This window comes from Hymenobacter seoulensis (assembly GCF_054780535.1).
Genome location: NZ_BAAGWD010000003.1, coordinates 379,593 through 396,689, shown reverse-complemented (window position 1 = coordinate 396,689; position 17,097 = coordinate 379,593). Strand labels below are relative to the sequence as shown.

Below are 17,097 nucleotides of genomic sequence, written 5' to 3'. Positions count from 1 at the left end.
TTTACTGGAAGGATCAATTCTGACCCACTCAGGATTCAGGCCTCTGACAAGGATGCCAGTCAGCTCCCACTCCTTCAGGTAAACCTGCAACGACGAAGCTCCCAAATGTAGCACCAGCGTGTATAACCTCTGCCTCGACTGGTTTCCTTTACCGTAGCCTTCGTCAATCCATGCCCGCATTATAATCTGCTTGGTATGGGCAACATGTTCAGGCAGATAGTCTGATTGCCATTCCGGACCCAGTACACCATCACAGGTGAAACGGCCCGCAACGGCTGATAAAGCGCTGGCTAAATGCCATCCGAGGTCATCGTAGGATTTCTGAGTTAGCATATAGGAACTGAGCTTTTACACGAATGCATTAGCGCTGATATACAGATCGAACCTCAGCAGTAAACCTAAGGCTGAAGCTGCTCTCAGTAGCTCAGATTAGATAATTTGTAAAGCGTATAGAGAGATAAAAGAACCATCAGTGACACGCAACCGGCAGGCTATTCAACCTTTGTAACCGGACAAGTAAAACTCATCCTGCAGAACCCGTACCTTTGCGGCTTCATAGCCCGCAAAGTAGGATGATTTCCATTACCGACCTCGACTTTCATTTCGGCTCGCGTACCCTGTACGACAAGGCCAGCCTCCATATCAAGCCCAAGGATAAGATTGGCCTCATCGGGCTCAACGGTCGGGGCAAATCGACGCTGCTGCGCATTCTGGTGGGCGAGTATAAGCCCGACGGCGGCAGCATCTCGATGAGCAAAGACGTGAGTCTGGGTTTTCTGAACCAGGATTTGCTTTCTTACGACTCGCACGAGTCGATTCTGGTGGTAGCCATGCAGGCATTTGCCGAGGCGCTGGATGTTCAGAAGAAGATTGACGAGGTGTTGCTGGAGTTCGAAACCAACTACACCGATGATCTGGTAGAAAAGCTGGCGAACCTACAGGAGCGCTTTGAGGCGCTAGGGGGCTACACCATGCAAGCCCGCGCCGAAGAGATTTTAGAGGGTCTTGGCTTTACCACTGAGGAGCTGCAGCGCCCCCTGAAGCTATTTTCGGGTGGCTGGCGCATGCGCGTGATGCTGGCCAAAATCCTGCTGCAGCAACCCTCGCTGCTGCTCCTCGACGAACCTACCAACCACTTGGACTTACCCTCCATCAAGTGGATTGAAAACTACCTGGCGGGCTATGAAGGTGCCGTTATCATCGTATCGCACGACCGGGAATTCCTGGACCGCACCACTAACACTACCGTGGAGGTAACGGGCGGCAAGCTGGTACCGTACGCGGGTAACTATTCGTTCTACCTCGAAGAGAAAGAGGAGCGCAACGCCATCCAGAAAGGCGCTTTCGAAAACCAGCAGGCCCAGATTAAGCAGGCCGAGCGGTTTATTGAGCGCTTTAAGGCCAAGGCCAGCAAAGCCAAGCAGGCCCAGAGCCGCGTGAAAATGCTGGATAAGCTGGAGCGCATAGACGATGTCGCGCAGGCCGATGCAAGGGTGAATATTAAGTTCAACTTCACCGTGACGCCCGGCCGCCATATCCTGCGCATGGAGCACGTGGGTAAGAAGTACGGCGAGAAAATCATCTTCCGTGATACGCACGTGCACATTGAGCGCGGCGACAAAATCGCGCTGATTGGGGCCAACGGTAAAGGCAAATCGACACTGATGCGTTTGGTGGCAGGCTCGGAAGCGCCTACTACCGGCAACCACCAGTTGGGCCACAACGTCATCATGTCGTTCTACGCCCAGCACCAGCTGGAAAGCCTGCGCATTGAAAACGAGATTCTGCAGGAAATGGTAGAGGCCGGCTCGAAGCGATCCGAAATGGAGCTGCGCTCGGTGCTAGGCTCCTTCCTCTTCACTGGCGACGAGGTGTACAAAAAAATCAAGGTGCTAAGTGGCGGCGAGAAAAGCCGCGTGGCGCTGGCCAAAACCCTGATTTCGGAAGCCAACTTCCTACTCCTCGACGAACCGACCAACCACTTGGATATGCAGTCGGTGAACATCCTGATTCAGGCGCTGGAGCAGTATCAGGGCACTTACATCGTGATTAGCCACGACCGTTTCTTTGTGGAAAACGTGGCCAACAAGATCTGGTACATCGAGGATTACCAGCTAAAGGAGTACCCCGGCACCTACAACGAGTACGAGCAGTGGCAGGAAGACCGCGAGAAGGCCGCCAAAAAGGCCGGACTACCCTCGCCCTCGGCCCCAAAGCCACTACCCAAAGAGGAAAAGAAAGTGGATGCCAGCCCGGCTAAAACTCCTTCTCCCGACCAGAAAAAGGCCCTGAAAGAGCTGGCTGAGGTAGAAAAGAAGATCGACGAGCGGGAAAAGGAGCTGGCCCAGTACGAAGCCCAGCTCGCCGACCCGCAGATCTACCAAAACGCCTCGCAACTCAAGGACGCCACGCTAAAATTTGAGCAGGTAAAAAAAGAGCTAGCCCAACTGAACGACCGTTGGGAAATGCTGGCTGAGATGTAACAGACCGCATTGTATAGAATAGCCCCGCTTGATACAGCTTCAAGCGGGGCTATTCATTTTTCTACGATTAAAGGCGTCCAACAAAATCAGATTCCTGTTGAGGATAGATGAAGTTTTCGTTGAGTAACCTCACGCTATTCCGACGCCTTCAATGATGCTGAATGGCGACATCGTTGGTACAATTCGAGTCAGTTCAAAACCGGCTGCGTGAAGCAGTTCGCGGTATTCTTTCGCCGTTCGTTCACATCCGGGTAGATACTGTAACATCTGCAGATCAAGAAATTTGGCTGGCGACGGCTCGTTTCCTTCCGGCACAATCATTTCAACGATTAGCACCTTGCCGCCTTCTTTCATGGCGCTACGGCAGTTTCTGAGTATTGTGATGCATTGCTCATCGTTCCAATCATGAATAATATGCTTCATGATATAGGCATCACCTTGTGGAGGAACCTGATCAAAGAAATTGCCCCCAACTCTCTCACACCTCTCCAACACACCGTGACGAGCTAAAAGCTGTCCAGCTTCTGTAATAACAGCTGGGGTGTCGTATAGGATACCTTTAACACTAGGGTATTTTTCCAGAATGGAGGCCAATAGAAAGCCATGCCCGCCGCCTACATCTACCAAAGTAGAAATAGGAGAAAAATCGTAAGCATTCACAACGGCAACACTGCTGAAAGCACTGTTACTCGTCATGGCATCATTGAATTGTTTCCCCTCTCTTTCGTGCGTCCAGAAATAGTCAAACGACGACATGCCATGCACTTTGTCAAAGGATGGTTTGCCGGTTTTTACACTATAGGGTAGCTCTGCCCAAGTTTGATATTGCCAATCTGTAGTAATCATTTCGGCAAAAGCCCGCAAACTGCCGGGCGCATCACTCAACAAGGGCTCTGCTAAGGGAGTTAAGGAAAACCGCATTTCCCCGTCTTCAGAAAACACGCCAATGCTGGCGCAGGCGCGCAGTACGCGGTATAAGGATCTGGCATGAACCCCTAGTTGCTTTGCCAGTTCCTCCGCTGTTTTCGGACTATGTTGTAAATGGTCGGCAATATGGAGTTCGGCCGCAACTCCGATAGCGCGTGATGCAGCAAATCCGAAGAGCATTTGCATGAGTTGGTCGGGGACGGAAGCTTGCTCCATGGTCGTATGAAGTTTGGATATCATGTAATATATAGTAAAATTTTATTATATAATATGGTTTTTGGATGTTATAAGCCGGCTTAAACCAGCAACCAGGTTGTTCCTCCCAAACGATAGTGCCTTAAGGACACACCATATTTTCCTACTGATACTCAGCTTAACTGCCGCAGGCTGATATCAGGGAAACCTGTTCGCCCCTTGTTATAAAATAGGGCGCTGAGGCATAAAATGACATTGAAAACATAGGTAGAGTAGTGTGGTACTCCCACTTCGCGCTACTTTCGTTTATGCGCCTACTGCCTTTCCACCCACTTCTCCTGCTTGCCGCTACTGCCTGCGTGCCATTGGGTACGCCCATCACGGACCCTAATGCTGCTCGCCGACCTAGTACACCGGGGCAACAAGCACCGGAATACTACGCCGATAAAACCCTGCGCTACGAGGACGCTACCTACGACCCCAACGTGCGGACGGTGCAGTGCTACGTGCCCACGGGGCAGCCTAATGAGGTGTTTACGCCGCCGGTTGTGTCGTTGGCGCAGGGGCAGCCGCTGGCGCTGGAGTTTGATGTGCTGGGCGGACAGGGGCAGCGCCTCACGGCCAAGCTCATCCATTGCGACGTGAACTGGCAGCCTTCGGTGCTGACGGACATGCAGTTTCTGAGCGAGATTAACGAGCAGAACATCACCGATTACCGCGCCTCTGTTAATACCAAAGTGCCGTATTACCACTACCGCGTCCGGATGCCGCGGGTGAAGCTTTCGGGCAACTACTTGTGGGTGGTGCAGGGGCCAGGCGGCACGCCGCTGCTTTCGCGGCGGGTGTTGGTGTTTGACGAAGGCGGCGTGCAGGTATTTCTGAAGCAGGGAATTCCGGTGGCGGGGCAGGAGCGCTACACCTTGCAGCAGCTGGATTTCGGGATTCGCTACAGCATGAACTTAGTAAATCCGGCGCAGGAGGTGAAAGTGGTGCTGCGCCAGAATTTCCGCTGGGACAATGCCCGCTACAACCTGCGCCCTACGTTTGTGCGCGATGCTGAGCGCCAGCTTGACTACCAGTATTTTAACTTCGAAAATGCTTTTCCGGGCCTGAGCGAGTTTCGCTTCTTTGACTTGCGCACCTTCCGGGCCCTAGGGCAGGGGGTAGCCAAAATCGATGCCGAAGCCTCGCCGCGCACCGCCGTGCTGCTGCCCGAGGCTACCCGTAACGGCCAGGGCTACACCCAGTACGACGACATCAACGGACAGCGCGTGATTGAAAGCCGTGAGTATGGCAACGGAGCCACCAACGGCGAATACCTTGACGTAACGTTTCAGCTTCGGGCTGCGCAAGCCGCGCCCGGTCCCGTGTATGTACTAGGTGCTCTCACCGACTGGAAGCTCAAGGATGAGTTTAAGCTCACCTACGACCTAGCAAACCAAGTGTACACGGGCCACGCGCTGCTGAAGCAAGGGTACTATAACTACATCTACGCCGTGCAAACGCCCCAAGGCCCCAACAGCGTGTACTGGGAAGGCAGCCACCAGGAAACCGAAAATCAGTATGATCTGCTGGTGTACTATCGCCCGCCCGGCACCCGCTCTGATTTGCTGATTGGCTACCAGACAGTGACGGTAAACGGCCGGCGGCCCTAGGTTAGTTGTGGCCCGCAAGTGGCATCGTCAGTAGGTGCCCTCGGCGCCACCGCCTCCCGAGGTGCCCCCACCAAACTGAAAGCCGGGCTCGGGTACTTTCAGGCTATTTTCGGTTACGTGTGACATCACGAGGGCTTCCAGGTTAAGCTGGCTGAATTCTGTGCTGTCGGCTGGTTCGGAGGTTAGGCCATGCTTACTAGGGCGCAAGTAGCGCAAGGCCCAGCCGGCCACTACTATCAGCAGCGCGCCGCCCAGTATAAGCGCAACTTCTGGGGGTAGTAGCTGCCGGTAGAAGCGGTAGGTGTACAGCGAAAAAGCCAGCGCCACCAGGCCAGTATGCAGGAAAATTCGGTCGGCATGCCGTAGGCCCCAGTAGATGTAGAGCTCCGGAATAGCCGCCGTGAAGACGTAAAACAAAGGCGCAAAGCTGATCTGGACAGATACCGACAGGTTATTGAGCAGCGCATTTGCCTCGCGTACTACCAGGTAGTTGCCAGCAAGGTAAAAGCAGGCTAGCGCCAAAACCTTTAGGGTTCGGAGGCAAGTTTGGTAGTACGGGTAGTCGGCTCGGCGGGCAAGCTGCGTGGTGGCGTAGTAACTGCCAACGGCGGCCAGCATCAAGGCAAATGGGAGCAGGACTTTGCCTAGGGCAAACGGCAGCATAAAGGCCACTACAATTGCCAGATACACCCCGAAGCTGACGGCTCCCACCAGCGGATCAGCGTAGCGAACTAGGGCTACTAGCAGCAGGAACCATACAGGTAGTAGCAGTTGCCATAGTACGCCCCGCATCAGCGAACCCTCCAAATCCGAAGACCCAACCAATGCTTTGTTGTAAAAATACAAGAATGCTGCTACTCCAAAGCATAGCGCAATATAGAGCAGAGCATTGTCTACACCTGAGCGATAGAGGCGCTTAGACACGATGAGTGTTTCTAGCAGAATAAAGGCGAAAACGCTGCACAGCAGAGAGCATGACATAATCAATGACTCCTCATCGATGCTTGAATTTCCGTTGGAGAAAGTGCCTACTACAGACAGAAAGAACAGCAAACTTGCCCCCGCACTCCCAATGCAGGTGAAGATGAACAGCGTAATCTTAATGAACAGGTGCGGCGAGTAATGCTCGTCGGGGAAGGCGTGGGTGATATCGGTAACCTGGGCGTCAGAAAGCAAGTGGCTTTTCCGCCAGCGCCGCGCGGCTTTCTGTACAATTCCATTGAAAATCCATTGTTCGTTATAGGCTTTTGCTTTCATGGATTTCCAGAATCTTTTTCAGGTTGAGTAATAGCCAAATGGCGCCGATGGTTGACAGCGGGAAATACAGAAAGGCCAGCGCTACGGAAATAGAGCTATCGAGCTGAAAGAAGAGGTATGTGAAGGCTATATATCCATAAAGTGCCCCTAGCAGCAGAAACACGTAGGAGTGCGTTCGTTTGGCGTACCGATACAGGGCGGCGCTGAGGGCTAGAATGAGCAAGGCGGCCGGTACAGGCGACAGGAAACCAAGCTCCGTTTCTCCGCGCCACAGAATACTATTGGCCGCCACCAGCGCTAGGTTGCTGCCTAGTAGCAAGTAGGTGTAGCCGAAGTGCTTTTTCCTGTCAGCGTATTCCGAGAACAAGCCCACGACGCACAAAAGCAGCCCGAGCCCAATAGCTGCGGAATCAAGGTGAGGAAGAGAATAATTGTTCTGGGTGAAGGCCGACAACGGAGCCACGCTGACGCCTACCCAGGCCGCTAGCCCCGTAATAGCCATCGAGAGTACGCCCACGTGGTCGAAGCGGTAAGCACAGATGAAGAACAGCAGGGTAGGTAGTAACACCAGCAACCCGTACCGGCTCCCGAAGAAATTGTATTGGTATTGCAGATAGCCTACCAAGGTTAAGAAGGTAAGGCAGGCTAGTAGTAAGATGTAGGAGGCACCCGTAGAAGTCCTAGGATTCGCTTGCCAGGTAAATGGCTGCCGCTTCCAGTACGCATAGCCAAACCCGGCTCCGGAAATCAGCGCGATGCCTGCCACCACAAAGCCATGGCCAATGCTGTCAATATGCTGATAGATCAGAAGCCCCAGGCCAGTGCTCAGCAACGTAACGCCTAGCGCTAGCAGGGTGCGCAGCTCAACGTATAAGGAGAAGGGCTTTTTCTGCTCATATTCCGCTATAGCAGCTGCCTGCTCAGCAGTTAGCAGGTGCCGGGCCCGTAGCGAAGCCAGGATAGTTTCCGTCATAAAACAGCTTGCTGCATGAAGCGGCCAGCGCCAATAGTGGCGGGCGAGCAAACATAGTGCTTTCCGGGGAGGCAAGGAAGGTAGGCAAGCCGCTGAATGGCTGGGTAGTATGAAATGCCGCCTTGCGCTTTAGCAGCATGCAAGGAAGCTGGGCCGGACAGCCAAAGGGGCAGTGGTTGCGTAAGCGGGTATTCCTCTTCATTCTGGATTTCGCTGCATGTCGCTTTATAATTTGATTCTGGTAGTGTTGGGCGTTGCCATTATGGGCGTGGCCTGGTTACCATCTCTGCTCAAGAAGTTTCCGCTGTCGTACCCCATTCTGTTTGTGGGCCTGGGCATGTTGGTATACAGCTTGCCGCTGGGGCTGCCTACACCTGACCCTATCAAATACTCGGGCTTTACCACGCACCTCACCGAAATCTGCGTTACGGTGGCCCTCACGGGCACCGGCCTTAAAATCGACCGCAAGTTTTCATTCATTCGCTGGCGCATTCCGCTGCTGTTAGTGTTGGTGCTGATGATTATCACCATTGTAGGGTTTGCGGGTGCCGCGTGGTGGATGGTTGGGTTGGCGCCGGCCTCAGCAGTGCTGCTGGCCGCCAGTATGGCTCCCACCGACCCCGTACTGGCCGGTGATGTGCAGGTTGGCAAGCCCGGCGAGGGTAGGGAAGACAACGTGCGGTTTGCTCTCACCGGTGAAGCTGGCCTTAATGATGGGTTAGCTTTCCCATTTGTGCACCTGGCCCTGGTGTTGTTGCCCGTGGCGGCTTTGCCGCTAGCTGAGCGCCTAGTGCATTGGGCCTGGATGGATGTGCTCTACCGGACGGGAATGGGCGTGCTCGCCGGCTGGCTGGCCGGTAAGGTGCTGTCGTACCTGATTTTTGACTTGCCCCGCCGGATTAGTATAAGTCCGGAGGCGTATGGATTTGTGGCACTGGCGGTTACGCTTACTGCCTATGGCACTACGGAGCTGCTGAAAGGCTATGGCTTTTTGGCCGTGTTTGTGGCCGCTGTAACGCTTCGGCGGCATGAGCGCAGCCATGAGTATCACACGGAAATGCATGAGTTTACTGATCAGCTGGAACGCCTGTTCATTGTCGTCATTTTGATTTTATTTGGAGGCGCTTTAGTGCGAGGAATGCTCGCGCCGCTTACTTGGGGTGGCGTAGGGCTGGGCCTGTTTTTACTGCTGATATTGCGCCCTTTGGGCGGCATGCTAACGCTCATCCGCACCCGTATTGCCTGGCCAGAGCGTGTTGTTATTTCGTTTTTCGGCATTCGAGGTATTGGCTCGTTTTTCTACCTGGCATATGCTATCAACAAGGCAAATTTTCCAGATAGCCGCGAGCTGTGGGCCATTGCTGGCTTCACGGTTCTTACTTCCATTGTACTACACGGGGTGCTGGCCACGCCGGTAATGGACTGGCTCGACCGGAAGCAGGGCCGGCCTACCGGCGTGGAGCTGGACGAGCAGCAGCAACAAGAAGCGGAAGTGGCTAGCTAGCAAGCGTGAGGTATACTGGCAGAATAGGAGTAAGGGTAGGGAGGTAGCAGCGTTTCGGGTGGCTGAAGCCAACGGCAAGCGCCCAACTTGCGTTTGAACGCATATCTCCCATTCATTCCCTCCTCTCATGAAAAATACGCTTTTACTCGCCTTGGGCGGCACCGCGCTGGTGCTGGCTCAGGGCTGTGCTACTAACCCCGTGACGGGCAAACGAGAAGTAATGCTTGTGTCAGAAGGGCAGGAGCTGGCCATGGGGCAACAATCGGACCCGGCGGTGCAGGCCCAGTTTGGGGTGTACCCCGATGAGAAGATGCAGCAGTTCATCAACGAAAAAGGCAAGAAGATGGGCGCCGTATCGCACCGCCCCACGCTCACGTACCAGTTCCGCGTTGTCGACTCGCCTGTTATTAATGCCTTTGCGGTGCCCGGCGGCTACGTGTATTTCACGCGCGGCATTATGGCACATTTTAACAATGAGGCGCAGTTTGCCGGCGTGCTAGGCCACGAAATTGGCCACGTAACGGCCCGCCACTCGGCCAAGCAGCAAACCAACGCCATTATTGGGCAGGTGGGCCTAATGGGCGCCATGATTGCCTCGCCCCGCGTTGCGCAGTTTGGCGAGCAGGCCATGCAGGGCATGCAACTGCTGTTCTTAAAGTTTGGACGCGACGACGAAAGCCAATCAGATGAGCTAGGGGTAGAATATTCCAGCAAGATTGGCTACGACGCCTCCCAGATGGCCGACTTCTTCCGGACACTGCAGCGCGAGCAGGAGAAAAGCCAGACCGAGGCCATTCCGGACTTCCTGAGCACGCACCCCAACCCCGCCGACCGCTACGAGCGGGTGCACCAGTTGGCCGCGCAATGGAAGCAGCAAAACGGCAACCCCAAGCTCGCCATCAACCGCGACCAGTACCTGAAACTCATTGATGGCATTGTGTACGGCGAGGATCCACGTCAGGGCTTCGTAGAAAACAACGCCTTCTATCACCCGCAGCTAAAATTCAGGTTCCCCGTGCCCCAGGGCTGGAAAACCCAGAATACACCCCAGCAATTTCAGATGGCTGACCCCGCTGGCAAGGCCCTCATGATGCTAGCCCTTGCCCCCGGCAAAACCCTCGAAGAAGCTGCTCAGGCCTTGGTGCAGCAGTTTAAGCTGCAGCCCGCCGAGTCCAAGAAAACTACTGTGAATAACTTTCCGGCGCTGGCTTTTGTGGCCAACCAGGTGCAGCAAGACCCCCAAACGGGCCAGCAGGTAGCAGGCGTGCAGGTATTGTGCTACCTCATTCAGGACGGGCAAACCATTTATGCGCTGTTGGGCGTGGCCGCTCCCACTGATTTTGCTAACTACGCGCCCACTTTCACCAGCACCATGGAAGGGTTTCAGCGCCTCACCGATCCTGAGAAGCTCAACCGTCAGCCCGAGCACGTGCGCATCCGCTCGGTGAAAACCGGCCAAACGCTGGCCCAGGCCCTCAAGGCCAATGGCATGCCCGACGCTCGAATGGAAGAGCTAGCCATTCTCAACGGAATGCAGCTCACGGACCGCCTCGGGGCTGGCATGCAGTTTAAGATAGTGAGCAAGTAAGCGCCACTTTAGCCGCAAAAAGCACCTAGGGCTGCCCTACAGGAAGGAAAGTTAGGGCCTCATCAACGTGGCCCGATTTTTTCCGTAGGCAGGCTCATAGGTTCTGTTTGTGTGTTCCTTTCTCTCCCTGTTGCATGAAACTTCATCCCACCATTTCCCGCAGGCTGCGCCTAGGCGCACTCGGGCTATTGCTTCCGCTGGCTGGCTCCACGGCCTTTAAAGCGCCTCAGCAAACCAAAAAGGCCGACCCGCAGGTAATTGCGCAATTTGGCTTACTTGATAATGCGCCCCTACAGCGGTTTATTCAGCAGAAGGGTCAGCAAATGGCCGCCGTTTCAAACCGTGCGGACTTCGGCTACAACTTCACTATTGTTGATTCTCCTATTATCAACGCCTTTGCAGCGCCTGATGGCAACGTGTATTTCACGCGAGGCATAATGGCTCACTTTAACAACGAGGCGCAGTTTGCCGGCGTACTAGGCCACGAAATTGGCCATATCACGGCCAAGCACGGCCAGAAGCAGCAGACGCGCTCCACCTTGGCCTCGGGAGCGCTGCTGCTGGGGTCTATCTTCTCGAGTAGGGTAGCGCAGCTGGCCCAGCCCTTGTCGCAGGGGGTAGGGCTGCTTTTCCTGAAATACGGCCGCGACGATGAGCGGGAATCGGATAAGCTGGGCGTGGCGTACAGCACCAAAATAGGCTACGACGCTTCGTATATGGCCGATTTCTTCCAGACCCTGCAGCGCGAGCAGCAGTTGAGCGGCGCCGGTGCCGTGCCTGACTTCCTGAGCAGCCACCCCAATTCTGCTGACCGGTATACTACCGTAAAGCAGCTAGCAGCTGCGGCTAAGCAGCAAGCCGGTGGCCGCCAACTCACCGTGAACCGCAACCCGTATCTGCGGATGCTGGAAGGCCTGCCGTACGGCGAGGATCCGCGCCAGGGTTTTGTGGAAGGCGGCGTGTTTTATCACCCCGATCTGAAGTTTCGGTTCCCGGTGCCGCAAGGCTGGAAGTCCCAGAACTCGCCTTCGCAGTTTCAGATGGCGGAGCCCAACGGTAAAGCGGTTCTTATCCTGACTACTGCTGGCAACGGCACCCTTGATGCTGCCGCTCAGAGCCTAGCTGAGCAACTGAAGCTACAGTCGCCGCAGGCCAGCCGCACTACCATCAATGGTTTCCCAGCCATTGCCATTCAGGGCGACCAAGTAGGCCAGAACCAGCAAGGCCAGCAGGGCATCACTGCCAGCACCTTGTCTTACGTAATCCAGGACGGGCAAACGCTATATGCCCTCATCGGCCTATGCGGGCCTCAAACGCTGAACACCTACGGCCCAACTTTCCAGCGGGTAGCGCAGGGGTTTGCTCGTCTTTCCGATGCTAGTAAGCTCAACCGCCAGCCCGAAAAAATCCGCATCAAAACCGCTAAAGGAGGCCAGACGCTCGCCTCTGCCTTGGCCGCCAACGGTATTCCTTCCAAGCGCTACGAGGAGCTAGCCATCCTCAACGGCATGAAAACCACCGATAAGCTGGCCGCTGGTCAGTTGTATAAGGTAGTTGGGAAGTAAAGGATGTACTGATCTGGAAGTCAATCAACCTACTCCAAAAAATGCTGTGGTAACACCTGCATTTTTATAATAGGTCAAGCTTTGCATAAGTGCTTCAAGGTCCTCTAGCAGTTGTCCAGACTTGAAATATTCTTGCCACATGACGTATTGAGATTTTTTGGCTTTATAGCTTATTTCCTCAATGAGGGCTGGATTGCTCCTTACTTTGTCATAAAGAGCTCTGACTAGTTCCAATAACTCTTCAACGTTCTGTTCTGCCTCAGTATCTGGTTCTTCCTCAATGCTTTCTAAATATGCTAGCTTGACTAACGGATGCAAATCCAGTCCAAGGTAATTGCCAACACAGATAATCACGGAATCCTCCATGAACATTTCGTAGCTAGCGACAAAGTTGTAATATGACCGGTTTATAAAAACCTCACTGTCTTCGCGTGTTGAGTTCGCTCCTGCACATACAATTACATTGAATCCCATATTCAGCTAAATAAAAAGCGCCCCGACCGAATACCGGCCGGGGCGCTTAAGTTACTAGGCTGCTTGAGAAGCGAAACTATGCCTTCTTCAGAAACTCGGTTTTGAGCACCATGGTACTGCCACCGGCGCGGCCTTCAATTTCGCTAGGGCTGTTGGTGAGGCGAATGTTCTTTACCACGGTGCCGCGCTTGAGCGTAAGCGAGGAGCCCTTCACCTTCAGGTCTTTGATGATCGTCACCGAATCGCCTTCCGCGAGCAGGTTGCCGTTGCTGTCTTTTACGTCCATGCGAAGAGCCGTTGCTAATCCGTGAAATCCGAAAAATCCGTCTGAACCCGTGATCAGACGTTGAAGCGGAAGTGCATGATGTCGCCGTCCTGCACCACGTATTCTTTGCCTTCCACGGCCATTTTTCCGGCTTCTTTGATTTTTACTTCGGTCTTATATTCTTGGTAGTCGGCCAGCTTGATAACCTCTGCGCGGATAAAGCCTTTCTCGAAATCAGAGTGGATGACGCCAGCGGCGGCGGGGGCTTTGTCGCCGCGGTGGATGGTCCAGGCGCGTACTTCCTGCACACCGGCTGTGAAGTAGGTAATCAGGTTGAGCAGCGAATAAGAAGCCCGGATAAGGCGGTTCAGGCCCGACTCCGTGAGGCCGTATTCGCCCAGGAACATTTCCTTTTCCTCGGGGTCTTCCATCTCGGCAATCTGCGACTCAATGGCGGCCGATACTAGCACTACTTCGGCGCCTTCCTTCGCCACATGCTCCTGCAGGGCTTTGGTGTGGGCATTACCTGCCGTGATGCTAGCCTCATCTACGTTGGCTACGTAGATAACGGGCTTGATAGTAAGCAACTGCAAATCAGCTACGGCTTCCAGCTCTTCTGGGGTAGCCTGCACAGCGCGGGCGTTCTGGCCATCTTCCAGGGCTGCCTTAAACTTCTGCAGGGCCGCTACTTCCTTCTTCGCCTGGGCATCGCCGCCTTTGGCCGCGCGCTCCGACTTTACCAGTTTCTTGTCTACGCTCTCAAGATCTTTGATCTGCAGCTCGGTGTCGATTACGTCCTTATCGAACACGGGGTCAACGCCGCCGGCCACGTGCACAATGTTTGGGTCGTCGAAGCAGCGCACTACGTGGATAATGGCATCTACCTCGCGGATGTTGGCCAGGAACTTGTTGCCCAGGCCTTCGCCTTTGCTTGCGCCTTTTACTAGGCCGGCAATGTCCACGAACTCAATGATGGTGGGCAGTACGCGCTTGGGGTTTACTAGCTGCTCCAGAATCTGGAGGCGCTCATCCGGCACTGTAATGACGCCCACGTTGGGTTCAATGGTGCAGAAGGGGTAGTTGGCCGACTCGGCCTTGGCGTTAGAAAGCGCGTTGAACAGCGTGGATTTGCCCACGTTCGGCAGGCCGACGATACCGCAGCGGAGACCCATATGGTGAAGTTGTGAAGTTGAGAAGTAGTGAAACAGGCCAGAGGCGCATTTCATGGCGCAAAGGTACGGGGCTTTTTCGGGGAAAGCACTCTTTGAACGCACGACGGCGCGCCAGGGCCGAAGCCGGGCGCGCCGTGCGGTGGGAAGCGTATTAAATCAGAGTAGTAAAACGTGTTTCGCTAGGCTTCCGGAAAAAGGTTAGTACGTGTCGGGGGAGGCGCTGAAACCGGCTTCGCGGTTTTCGGCATCGTACGCAGGGCGGGGGCGGTCCAGTTCTGCTACCTCTTCTGGCGTCAGCAACTCGTCGCGCACGTAGTCCACGGCATCCTGCAGGGCATCCACAAACTTGAGGAAGTCTTCCTTGTACAGGAAAATCTTGTGTTTCTCGTAGGAGAAGGTGTCGTCGTCGCGTAGGCGGCGCTTGCTCTCCGTAATGGTCAGATAATAGTCCTGTCCGCGCGTAGCCTTCACGTCAAAAAAATAAGTGCGCTTACCGGCTTTAATGCGTTGGGAGTAAATCTCCTCCTGGTCGTGACGGTCTTCCACAGTCCTTCTAGTAAAGTTTTGTTATTCCAAGAATATTGAAGTTCCGTGCAAAATACGGGCTTTGATTTAGATATAAAAATTTGAAGTCCCGCTTTTTCAATTTCCTAGCTGAATACGTCTATAACCTAGCTAAATAGTAAAATCAGCCCACTTTGCTTGTAAAGCAAGGCTTGGGAAGAGGCTGGTATAAAATCAAGAAATATATCTCATGTTTTTATATTAAGTTATCACTATGGTTGACTTGATTTGTGAAATATACCTTAAGCTTTGCACAGCTTGCTTGCCTTACTAGCAGTACTCCTAAAGGAGCTGAACTAGGCAAATGGGGTTGCTGTTCACCTGGCACCTAAGGCAGCCCGCGCGGTTTCCTTGTATCTTGCTAGCGTCACACATTGTATTTGCCATGCCCCAACCACTCGATCTGGCCGCTGTTCGGCCCTTTGAAAACCTGGAGTTTCTGGCTCGCCAATTGGTGGAAGGCTTTATCACCGGCCTGCACCAATCGCCGTACCACGGGTTTTCGGTGGAATTTTCGGAGCACCGGCTCTACAATCCTGGCGAAAGCACGCGCCACCTCGATTGGAAGGTGTTTGCCCGCACCGATAAGCTGTTTGTGAAGCGCTACGAGGAAGAAACCAACCTGCGCTGCCATCTGCTGCTGGATGTAAGCCCGAGCATGTATTACCCCGCACCCTCGCATGATAAGCTGCGCTTTTCAGTGCTGTGCGCCGCGGCTATTGCTACGCTGCTGCAAAAGCAGCGCGATGCGGTGGGCCTCGTGACGTTTGCCGAGCAGGTGGAGCTGCAAACGCCCGTACGCTCCACCAGTACTCACCGCCACACGTTGCTGCTCACGTTGCAACAATTGCTGGAGCGCCCAGCCACGCCTGGCCGTGCCCGCACCGATGTAGCTGGTGTAATTCATACCATTGCCCAGCAAATACCCAAACGCTCGTTGGTCGTGCTGTTTTCGGATATGCTGGGCCGCGCCCCCGAGGAGCAAACCGAAACCCTGGCCGCCCTGCAACACCTGCGCCACCAGCACCACGAGGTGCTGCTGTTTCATGTGATGGACCGCGCCACCGAAGCAAATTTTGAATTCCAGGACCGACCCTACCTCTTCGAGGACCTTGAAACCGGCCAAACAGTAAAGCTGCAGCCCTCACAGGTGCGCGAGCAATACCAGGCCGCCATGCGCAAGTATGAGCACGAGCTGGCGCTGCGCTGCGGGCAGTATAAGATTGACTTCGTGCCAGTAGATATCCGCGAGCCGTTCGATAAAGTGCTGTACGCCTACCTCGTAAAGCGCGGCAAAGTGCGCGGGTAAAAACTGTTGTACTTATGATGGTGTGGTATTGCCGCGTGTGTGGCCTTGATTACGACGAATCGCCGTGGGGCCCAGATGACCAAACGCCGGATTTCAGCATCTGCGCGTGTTGCGGAGTAGTATTTGGCTACGATGATTGCCTGCCCGCCTCCGCCAGGGCATACCGCGCTACGTGGCTAGCCGCCGGAGCCACCTGGTTTTATCCTAACATGAGGCCCACCAACTGGGTTCTATTGGAGCAGCTAGCCCAGGTTCCAGCTTTGTACCGTTAGGCTTCTGCGTACTTTTGCGTTATGGATTACCTAAACCTGCTGTTTTTTGCTCTGCCTGTCTGCTTATTGTCGGCGGTGATGACCGTTTACATTGCGCACATGTACGGCCGGCGGTTTTGGCCCTGGCTGCTGTTCGGCTTCTTGGTGCCTATTCTGTCCACGTTTGTGGCCATTGCGCTGGGCATCTGGGATGCCCGCCGCAACGAGCGAGCGGGTAAGCAAGACTAGGGCTGCTTTTCGGCCGGTGTATTATCCAACGACTGCCAGAGGTATTTGCTGGCCAGCGTGCGGTACGGCCGCCACGGCTCAGCCAGTTCTATCATGCGCTTTAGCAAGGCTCGGCCGGTTTCCTGAAGCCCATAGTGGCGGCGCATGGCGTTCTGAATGCCTAGGTCGCCTTCCGGAAATACGTCGGGCTGATCGAGGGCAAACATTTGCAGCATTTGGGCCGTCCAGCGGCCTACCCCTTTTATTTGGGTAAGGTGGCTCGTGAAGGCATCATCGGAAAGCTGGCTCAGGTGGGCATGGTCTAGCTGGTCGCGCTGAGCAAAATCAGCAATGGCACGCAGGTAGCCGGCTTTTTGGCGCGAGATACCCGCGGCGCGTAGGTCTTCATCGGTGAGCAAAAGCAACGCCGCCGGCTCCGGATAGCCATCGGGCGGGAACAGGGCCTGCACTTTGCGCCAGATAGCTGCCGCTGCTTTTGTAGAAATTTGCTGGCCCACAATGGCACGTAGTAAGGCCAGGTATAAGTCTTCGTGGGCAGAAGGGTGAATGGGCCGCCCTTGCCGGATAAGTACAGCCAGCACCTCGTCTGCCTCAGATAAGTGCTGGAGAGCCGTTTCAGTTGCGCTTGGCGCGGGTGGGTTTGGAGTCATGAGCAGGGTAGCAAAG

Annotated in this window: 15 protein-coding genes; 7 read left to right on the top strand and 8 right to left on the bottom strand. The window is 54.6% G+C overall.

Annotated features, from left to right (window positions below):
• Positions 1-572: 572 nt before the first annotated feature.
• A complete protein-coding gene (locus tag ACYVHC_RS15325) occupies positions 573-2,483 on the top strand; it encodes an ABC-F family ATP-binding cassette domain-containing protein (protein WP_460614651.1) in 1,911 nt (636 codons plus the stop codon).
• Positions 2,484-2,612: 129 nt separating this feature from the next.
• Here the strand turns inward: ACYVHC_RS15325 and ACYVHC_RS15320 are convergent, their stop codons facing one another.
• On the bottom strand, positions 2,613-3,626 hold the full coding sequence (locus ACYVHC_RS15320) for a methyltransferase (RefSeq protein ID WP_460614650.1): 1,014 nt from the start codon (positions 3,624-3,626) through the stop codon (positions 2,613-2,615).
• Between the two features lie 287 nt (positions 3,627-3,913).
• Here ACYVHC_RS15320 and ACYVHC_RS15315 point away from each other — a divergent pair, with 287 nt between their 5' ends.
• Entirely contained in the window at positions 3,914-5,260 is a 1,347-nt protein-coding gene (locus ACYVHC_RS15315; protein WP_460614649.1) for a type IX secretion system plug protein, read from the top strand.
• Between the two features lie 27 nt (positions 5,261-5,287).
• Here the strand turns inward: ACYVHC_RS15315 and ACYVHC_RS15310 are convergent, their stop codons facing one another.
• Both ACYVHC_RS15310 and ACYVHC_RS15305 read right to left on the bottom strand, forming a co-directional pair.
• Positions 5,288-6,517 carry a hypothetical protein gene (locus ACYVHC_RS15310; protein ID WP_460614648.1) on the bottom strand — a complete coding sequence of 410 codons (1,230 nt, stop codon included), beginning with the start codon at positions 6,515-6,517 and terminating at the stop codon, positions 5,288-5,290.
• Positions 6,498-7,490 carry a DUF2157 domain-containing protein gene (locus ACYVHC_RS15305; protein ID WP_460614647.1) on the bottom strand — a complete coding sequence of 331 codons (993 nt, stop codon included), beginning with the start codon at positions 7,488-7,490 and terminating at the stop codon, positions 6,498-6,500. Before ACYVHC_RS15305 ends, ACYVHC_RS15310 begins: the two co-directional genes overlap by 20 nt.
• 217 nt (positions 7,491-7,707) lie before the next feature.
• Between ACYVHC_RS15305 and ACYVHC_RS15300 the strand changes: the two genes are divergently transcribed.
• The 3 genes from ACYVHC_RS15300 (at position 7,708) to ACYVHC_RS15290 (ending at position 12,147) form a co-directional block, all read left to right on the top strand.
• Entirely contained in the window at positions 7,708-8,994 is a 1,287-nt protein-coding gene (locus tag ACYVHC_RS15300) for a cation:proton antiporter (RefSeq protein ID WP_460614646.1), read from the top strand.
• A 127-nt stretch (positions 8,995-9,121) separates the two neighbouring features.
• Complete coding sequence (locus ACYVHC_RS15295; protein WP_460614645.1) at positions 9,122-10,582, top strand: M48 family metalloprotease; 1,461 nt, start codon at positions 9,122-9,124, stop codon at positions 10,580-10,582.
• A gap of 134 nt (positions 10,583-10,716) precedes the next feature.
• Positions 10,717-12,147, top strand: coding sequence for a M48 family metalloprotease (locus ACYVHC_RS15290; RefSeq protein ID WP_460614644.1), 1,431 nt, complete (start codon positions 10,717-10,719; stop codon positions 12,145-12,147).
• Positions 12,148-12,171: 24 nt separating this feature from the next.
• Here ACYVHC_RS15290 and ACYVHC_RS15285 read toward each other — a convergent pair whose 3' ends face one another.
• The 4 genes from ACYVHC_RS15285 to ACYVHC_RS15270 all read right to left on the bottom strand — a co-directional run bounded on the left by ACYVHC_RS15285 (position 12,172) and on the right by ACYVHC_RS15270 (position 14,604).
• Positions 12,172-12,513 carry a hypothetical protein gene (locus ACYVHC_RS15285; protein WP_460614643.1) on the bottom strand — a complete coding sequence of 114 codons (342 nt, stop codon included), beginning with the start codon at positions 12,511-12,513 and terminating at the stop codon, positions 12,172-12,174.
• Positions 12,514-12,697: 184 nt separating this feature from the next.
• The gene (locus tag ACYVHC_RS15280; RefSeq protein ID WP_460614642.1) at positions 12,698-12,907 is read right to left on the bottom strand and encodes an alkylphosphonate utilization protein; all 210 of its coding nucleotides are present in this window, start codon (positions 12,905-12,907) and stop codon (positions 12,698-12,700) included.
• A gap of 53 nt (positions 12,908-12,960) precedes the next feature.
• The gene (gene ychF / locus ACYVHC_RS15275; RefSeq protein WP_460614641.1) at positions 12,961-14,058 is read right to left on the bottom strand and encodes a redox-regulated ATPase YchF; all 1,098 of its coding nucleotides are present in this window, start codon (positions 14,056-14,058) and stop codon (positions 12,961-12,963) included.
• Between the two features lie 198 nt (positions 14,059-14,256).
• Positions 14,257-14,604, bottom strand: coding sequence for a DUF3276 family protein (locus ACYVHC_RS15270; RefSeq protein ID WP_460614640.1), 348 nt, complete (start codon positions 14,602-14,604; stop codon positions 14,257-14,259).
• A 403-nt stretch (positions 14,605-15,007) separates the two neighbouring features.
• Here ACYVHC_RS15270 and ACYVHC_RS15265 point away from each other — a divergent pair, with 403 nt between their 5' ends.
• Both ACYVHC_RS15265 and ACYVHC_RS15260 read left to right on the top strand, forming a co-directional pair.
• Positions 15,008-15,931 carry a DUF58 domain-containing protein gene (locus ACYVHC_RS15265; RefSeq protein WP_460614638.1) on the top strand — a complete coding sequence of 308 codons (924 nt, stop codon included), beginning with the start codon at positions 15,008-15,010 and terminating at the stop codon, positions 15,929-15,931.
• Positions 15,932-16,224: 293 nt separating this feature from the next.
• Complete coding sequence (locus tag ACYVHC_RS15260) at positions 16,225-16,431, top strand: hypothetical protein (protein WP_460614637.1); 207 nt, start codon at positions 16,225-16,227, stop codon at positions 16,429-16,431.
• On the opposite strand, the gene ACYVHC_RS15255 is transcribed toward ACYVHC_RS15260, so the two are convergent.
• Positions 16,428-17,081, bottom strand: a complete 654-nt coding sequence (locus ACYVHC_RS15255; RefSeq protein ID WP_460614636.1) for a DNA-3-methyladenine glycosylase family protein — start codon at positions 17,079-17,081, stop codon at positions 16,428-16,430. The two genes, ACYVHC_RS15260 and ACYVHC_RS15255, sit on opposite strands and share 4 nt — an antisense overlap.
• Positions 17,082-17,097: the final 16 nt, after the last annotated feature.

Excerpts from the sequence above, each read along its gene's own strand:
- ychF (WP_460614641.1), bottom strand. The coding sequence starts at position 14,058 with ATGGGTCTCCGCTGCGGTATCGTCGGCCTGCCGAACGTGGGCAAATCC.
- ACYVHC_RS15325 (WP_460614651.1), top strand. The coding sequence starts at position 573 with ATGATTTCCATTACCGACCTCGACTTTCATTTCGGCTCGCGTACCCTG.
- ACYVHC_RS15310 (WP_460614648.1), bottom strand. The coding sequence starts at position 6,517 with ATGAAAGCAAAAGCCTATAACGAACAATGGATTTTCAATGGAATTGTA.
- ACYVHC_RS15255 (WP_460614636.1), bottom strand. The coding sequence starts at position 17,081 with ATGACTCCAAACCCACCCGCGCCAAGCGCAACTGAAACGGCTCTCCAG.
- ACYVHC_RS15290 (WP_460614644.1), top strand. The coding sequence starts at position 10,717 with ATGAAACTTCATCCCACCATTTCCCGCAGGCTGCGCCTAGGCGCACTC.
- ACYVHC_RS15320 (WP_460614650.1), bottom strand. The coding sequence starts at position 3,626 with ATGGAGCAAGCTTCCGTCCCCGACCAACTCATGCAAATGCTCTTCGGA.
- ACYVHC_RS15300 (WP_460614646.1), top strand. The coding sequence starts at position 7,708 with ATGTCGCTTTATAATTTGATTCTGGTAGTGTTGGGCGTTGCCATTATG.
- ACYVHC_RS15260 (WP_460614637.1), top strand. The coding sequence starts at position 16,225 with ATGGATTACCTAAACCTGCTGTTTTTTGCTCTGCCTGTCTGCTTATTG.
- ACYVHC_RS15315 (WP_460614649.1), top strand. The coding sequence starts at position 3,914 with ATGCGCCTACTGCCTTTCCACCCACTTCTCCTGCTTGCCGCTACTGCC.
- ACYVHC_RS15280 (WP_460614642.1), bottom strand. The coding sequence starts at position 12,907 with ATGGACGTAAAAGACAGCAACGGCAACCTGCTCGCGGAAGGCGATTCG.
- ACYVHC_RS15285 (WP_460614643.1), bottom strand. The coding sequence starts at position 12,513 with ATGGAGGATTCCGTGATTATCTGTGTTGGCAATTACCTTGGACTGGAT.
- ACYVHC_RS15295 (WP_460614645.1), top strand. The coding sequence starts at position 9,122 with ATGAAAAATACGCTTTTACTCGCCTTGGGCGGCACCGCGCTGGTGCTG.
- ACYVHC_RS15305 (WP_460614647.1), bottom strand. The coding sequence starts at position 7,490 with ATGACGGAAACTATCCTGGCTTCGCTACGGGCCCGGCACCTGCTAACT.
- ACYVHC_RS15265 (WP_460614638.1), top strand. The coding sequence starts at position 15,008 with ATGCCCCAACCACTCGATCTGGCCGCTGTTCGGCCCTTTGAAAACCTG.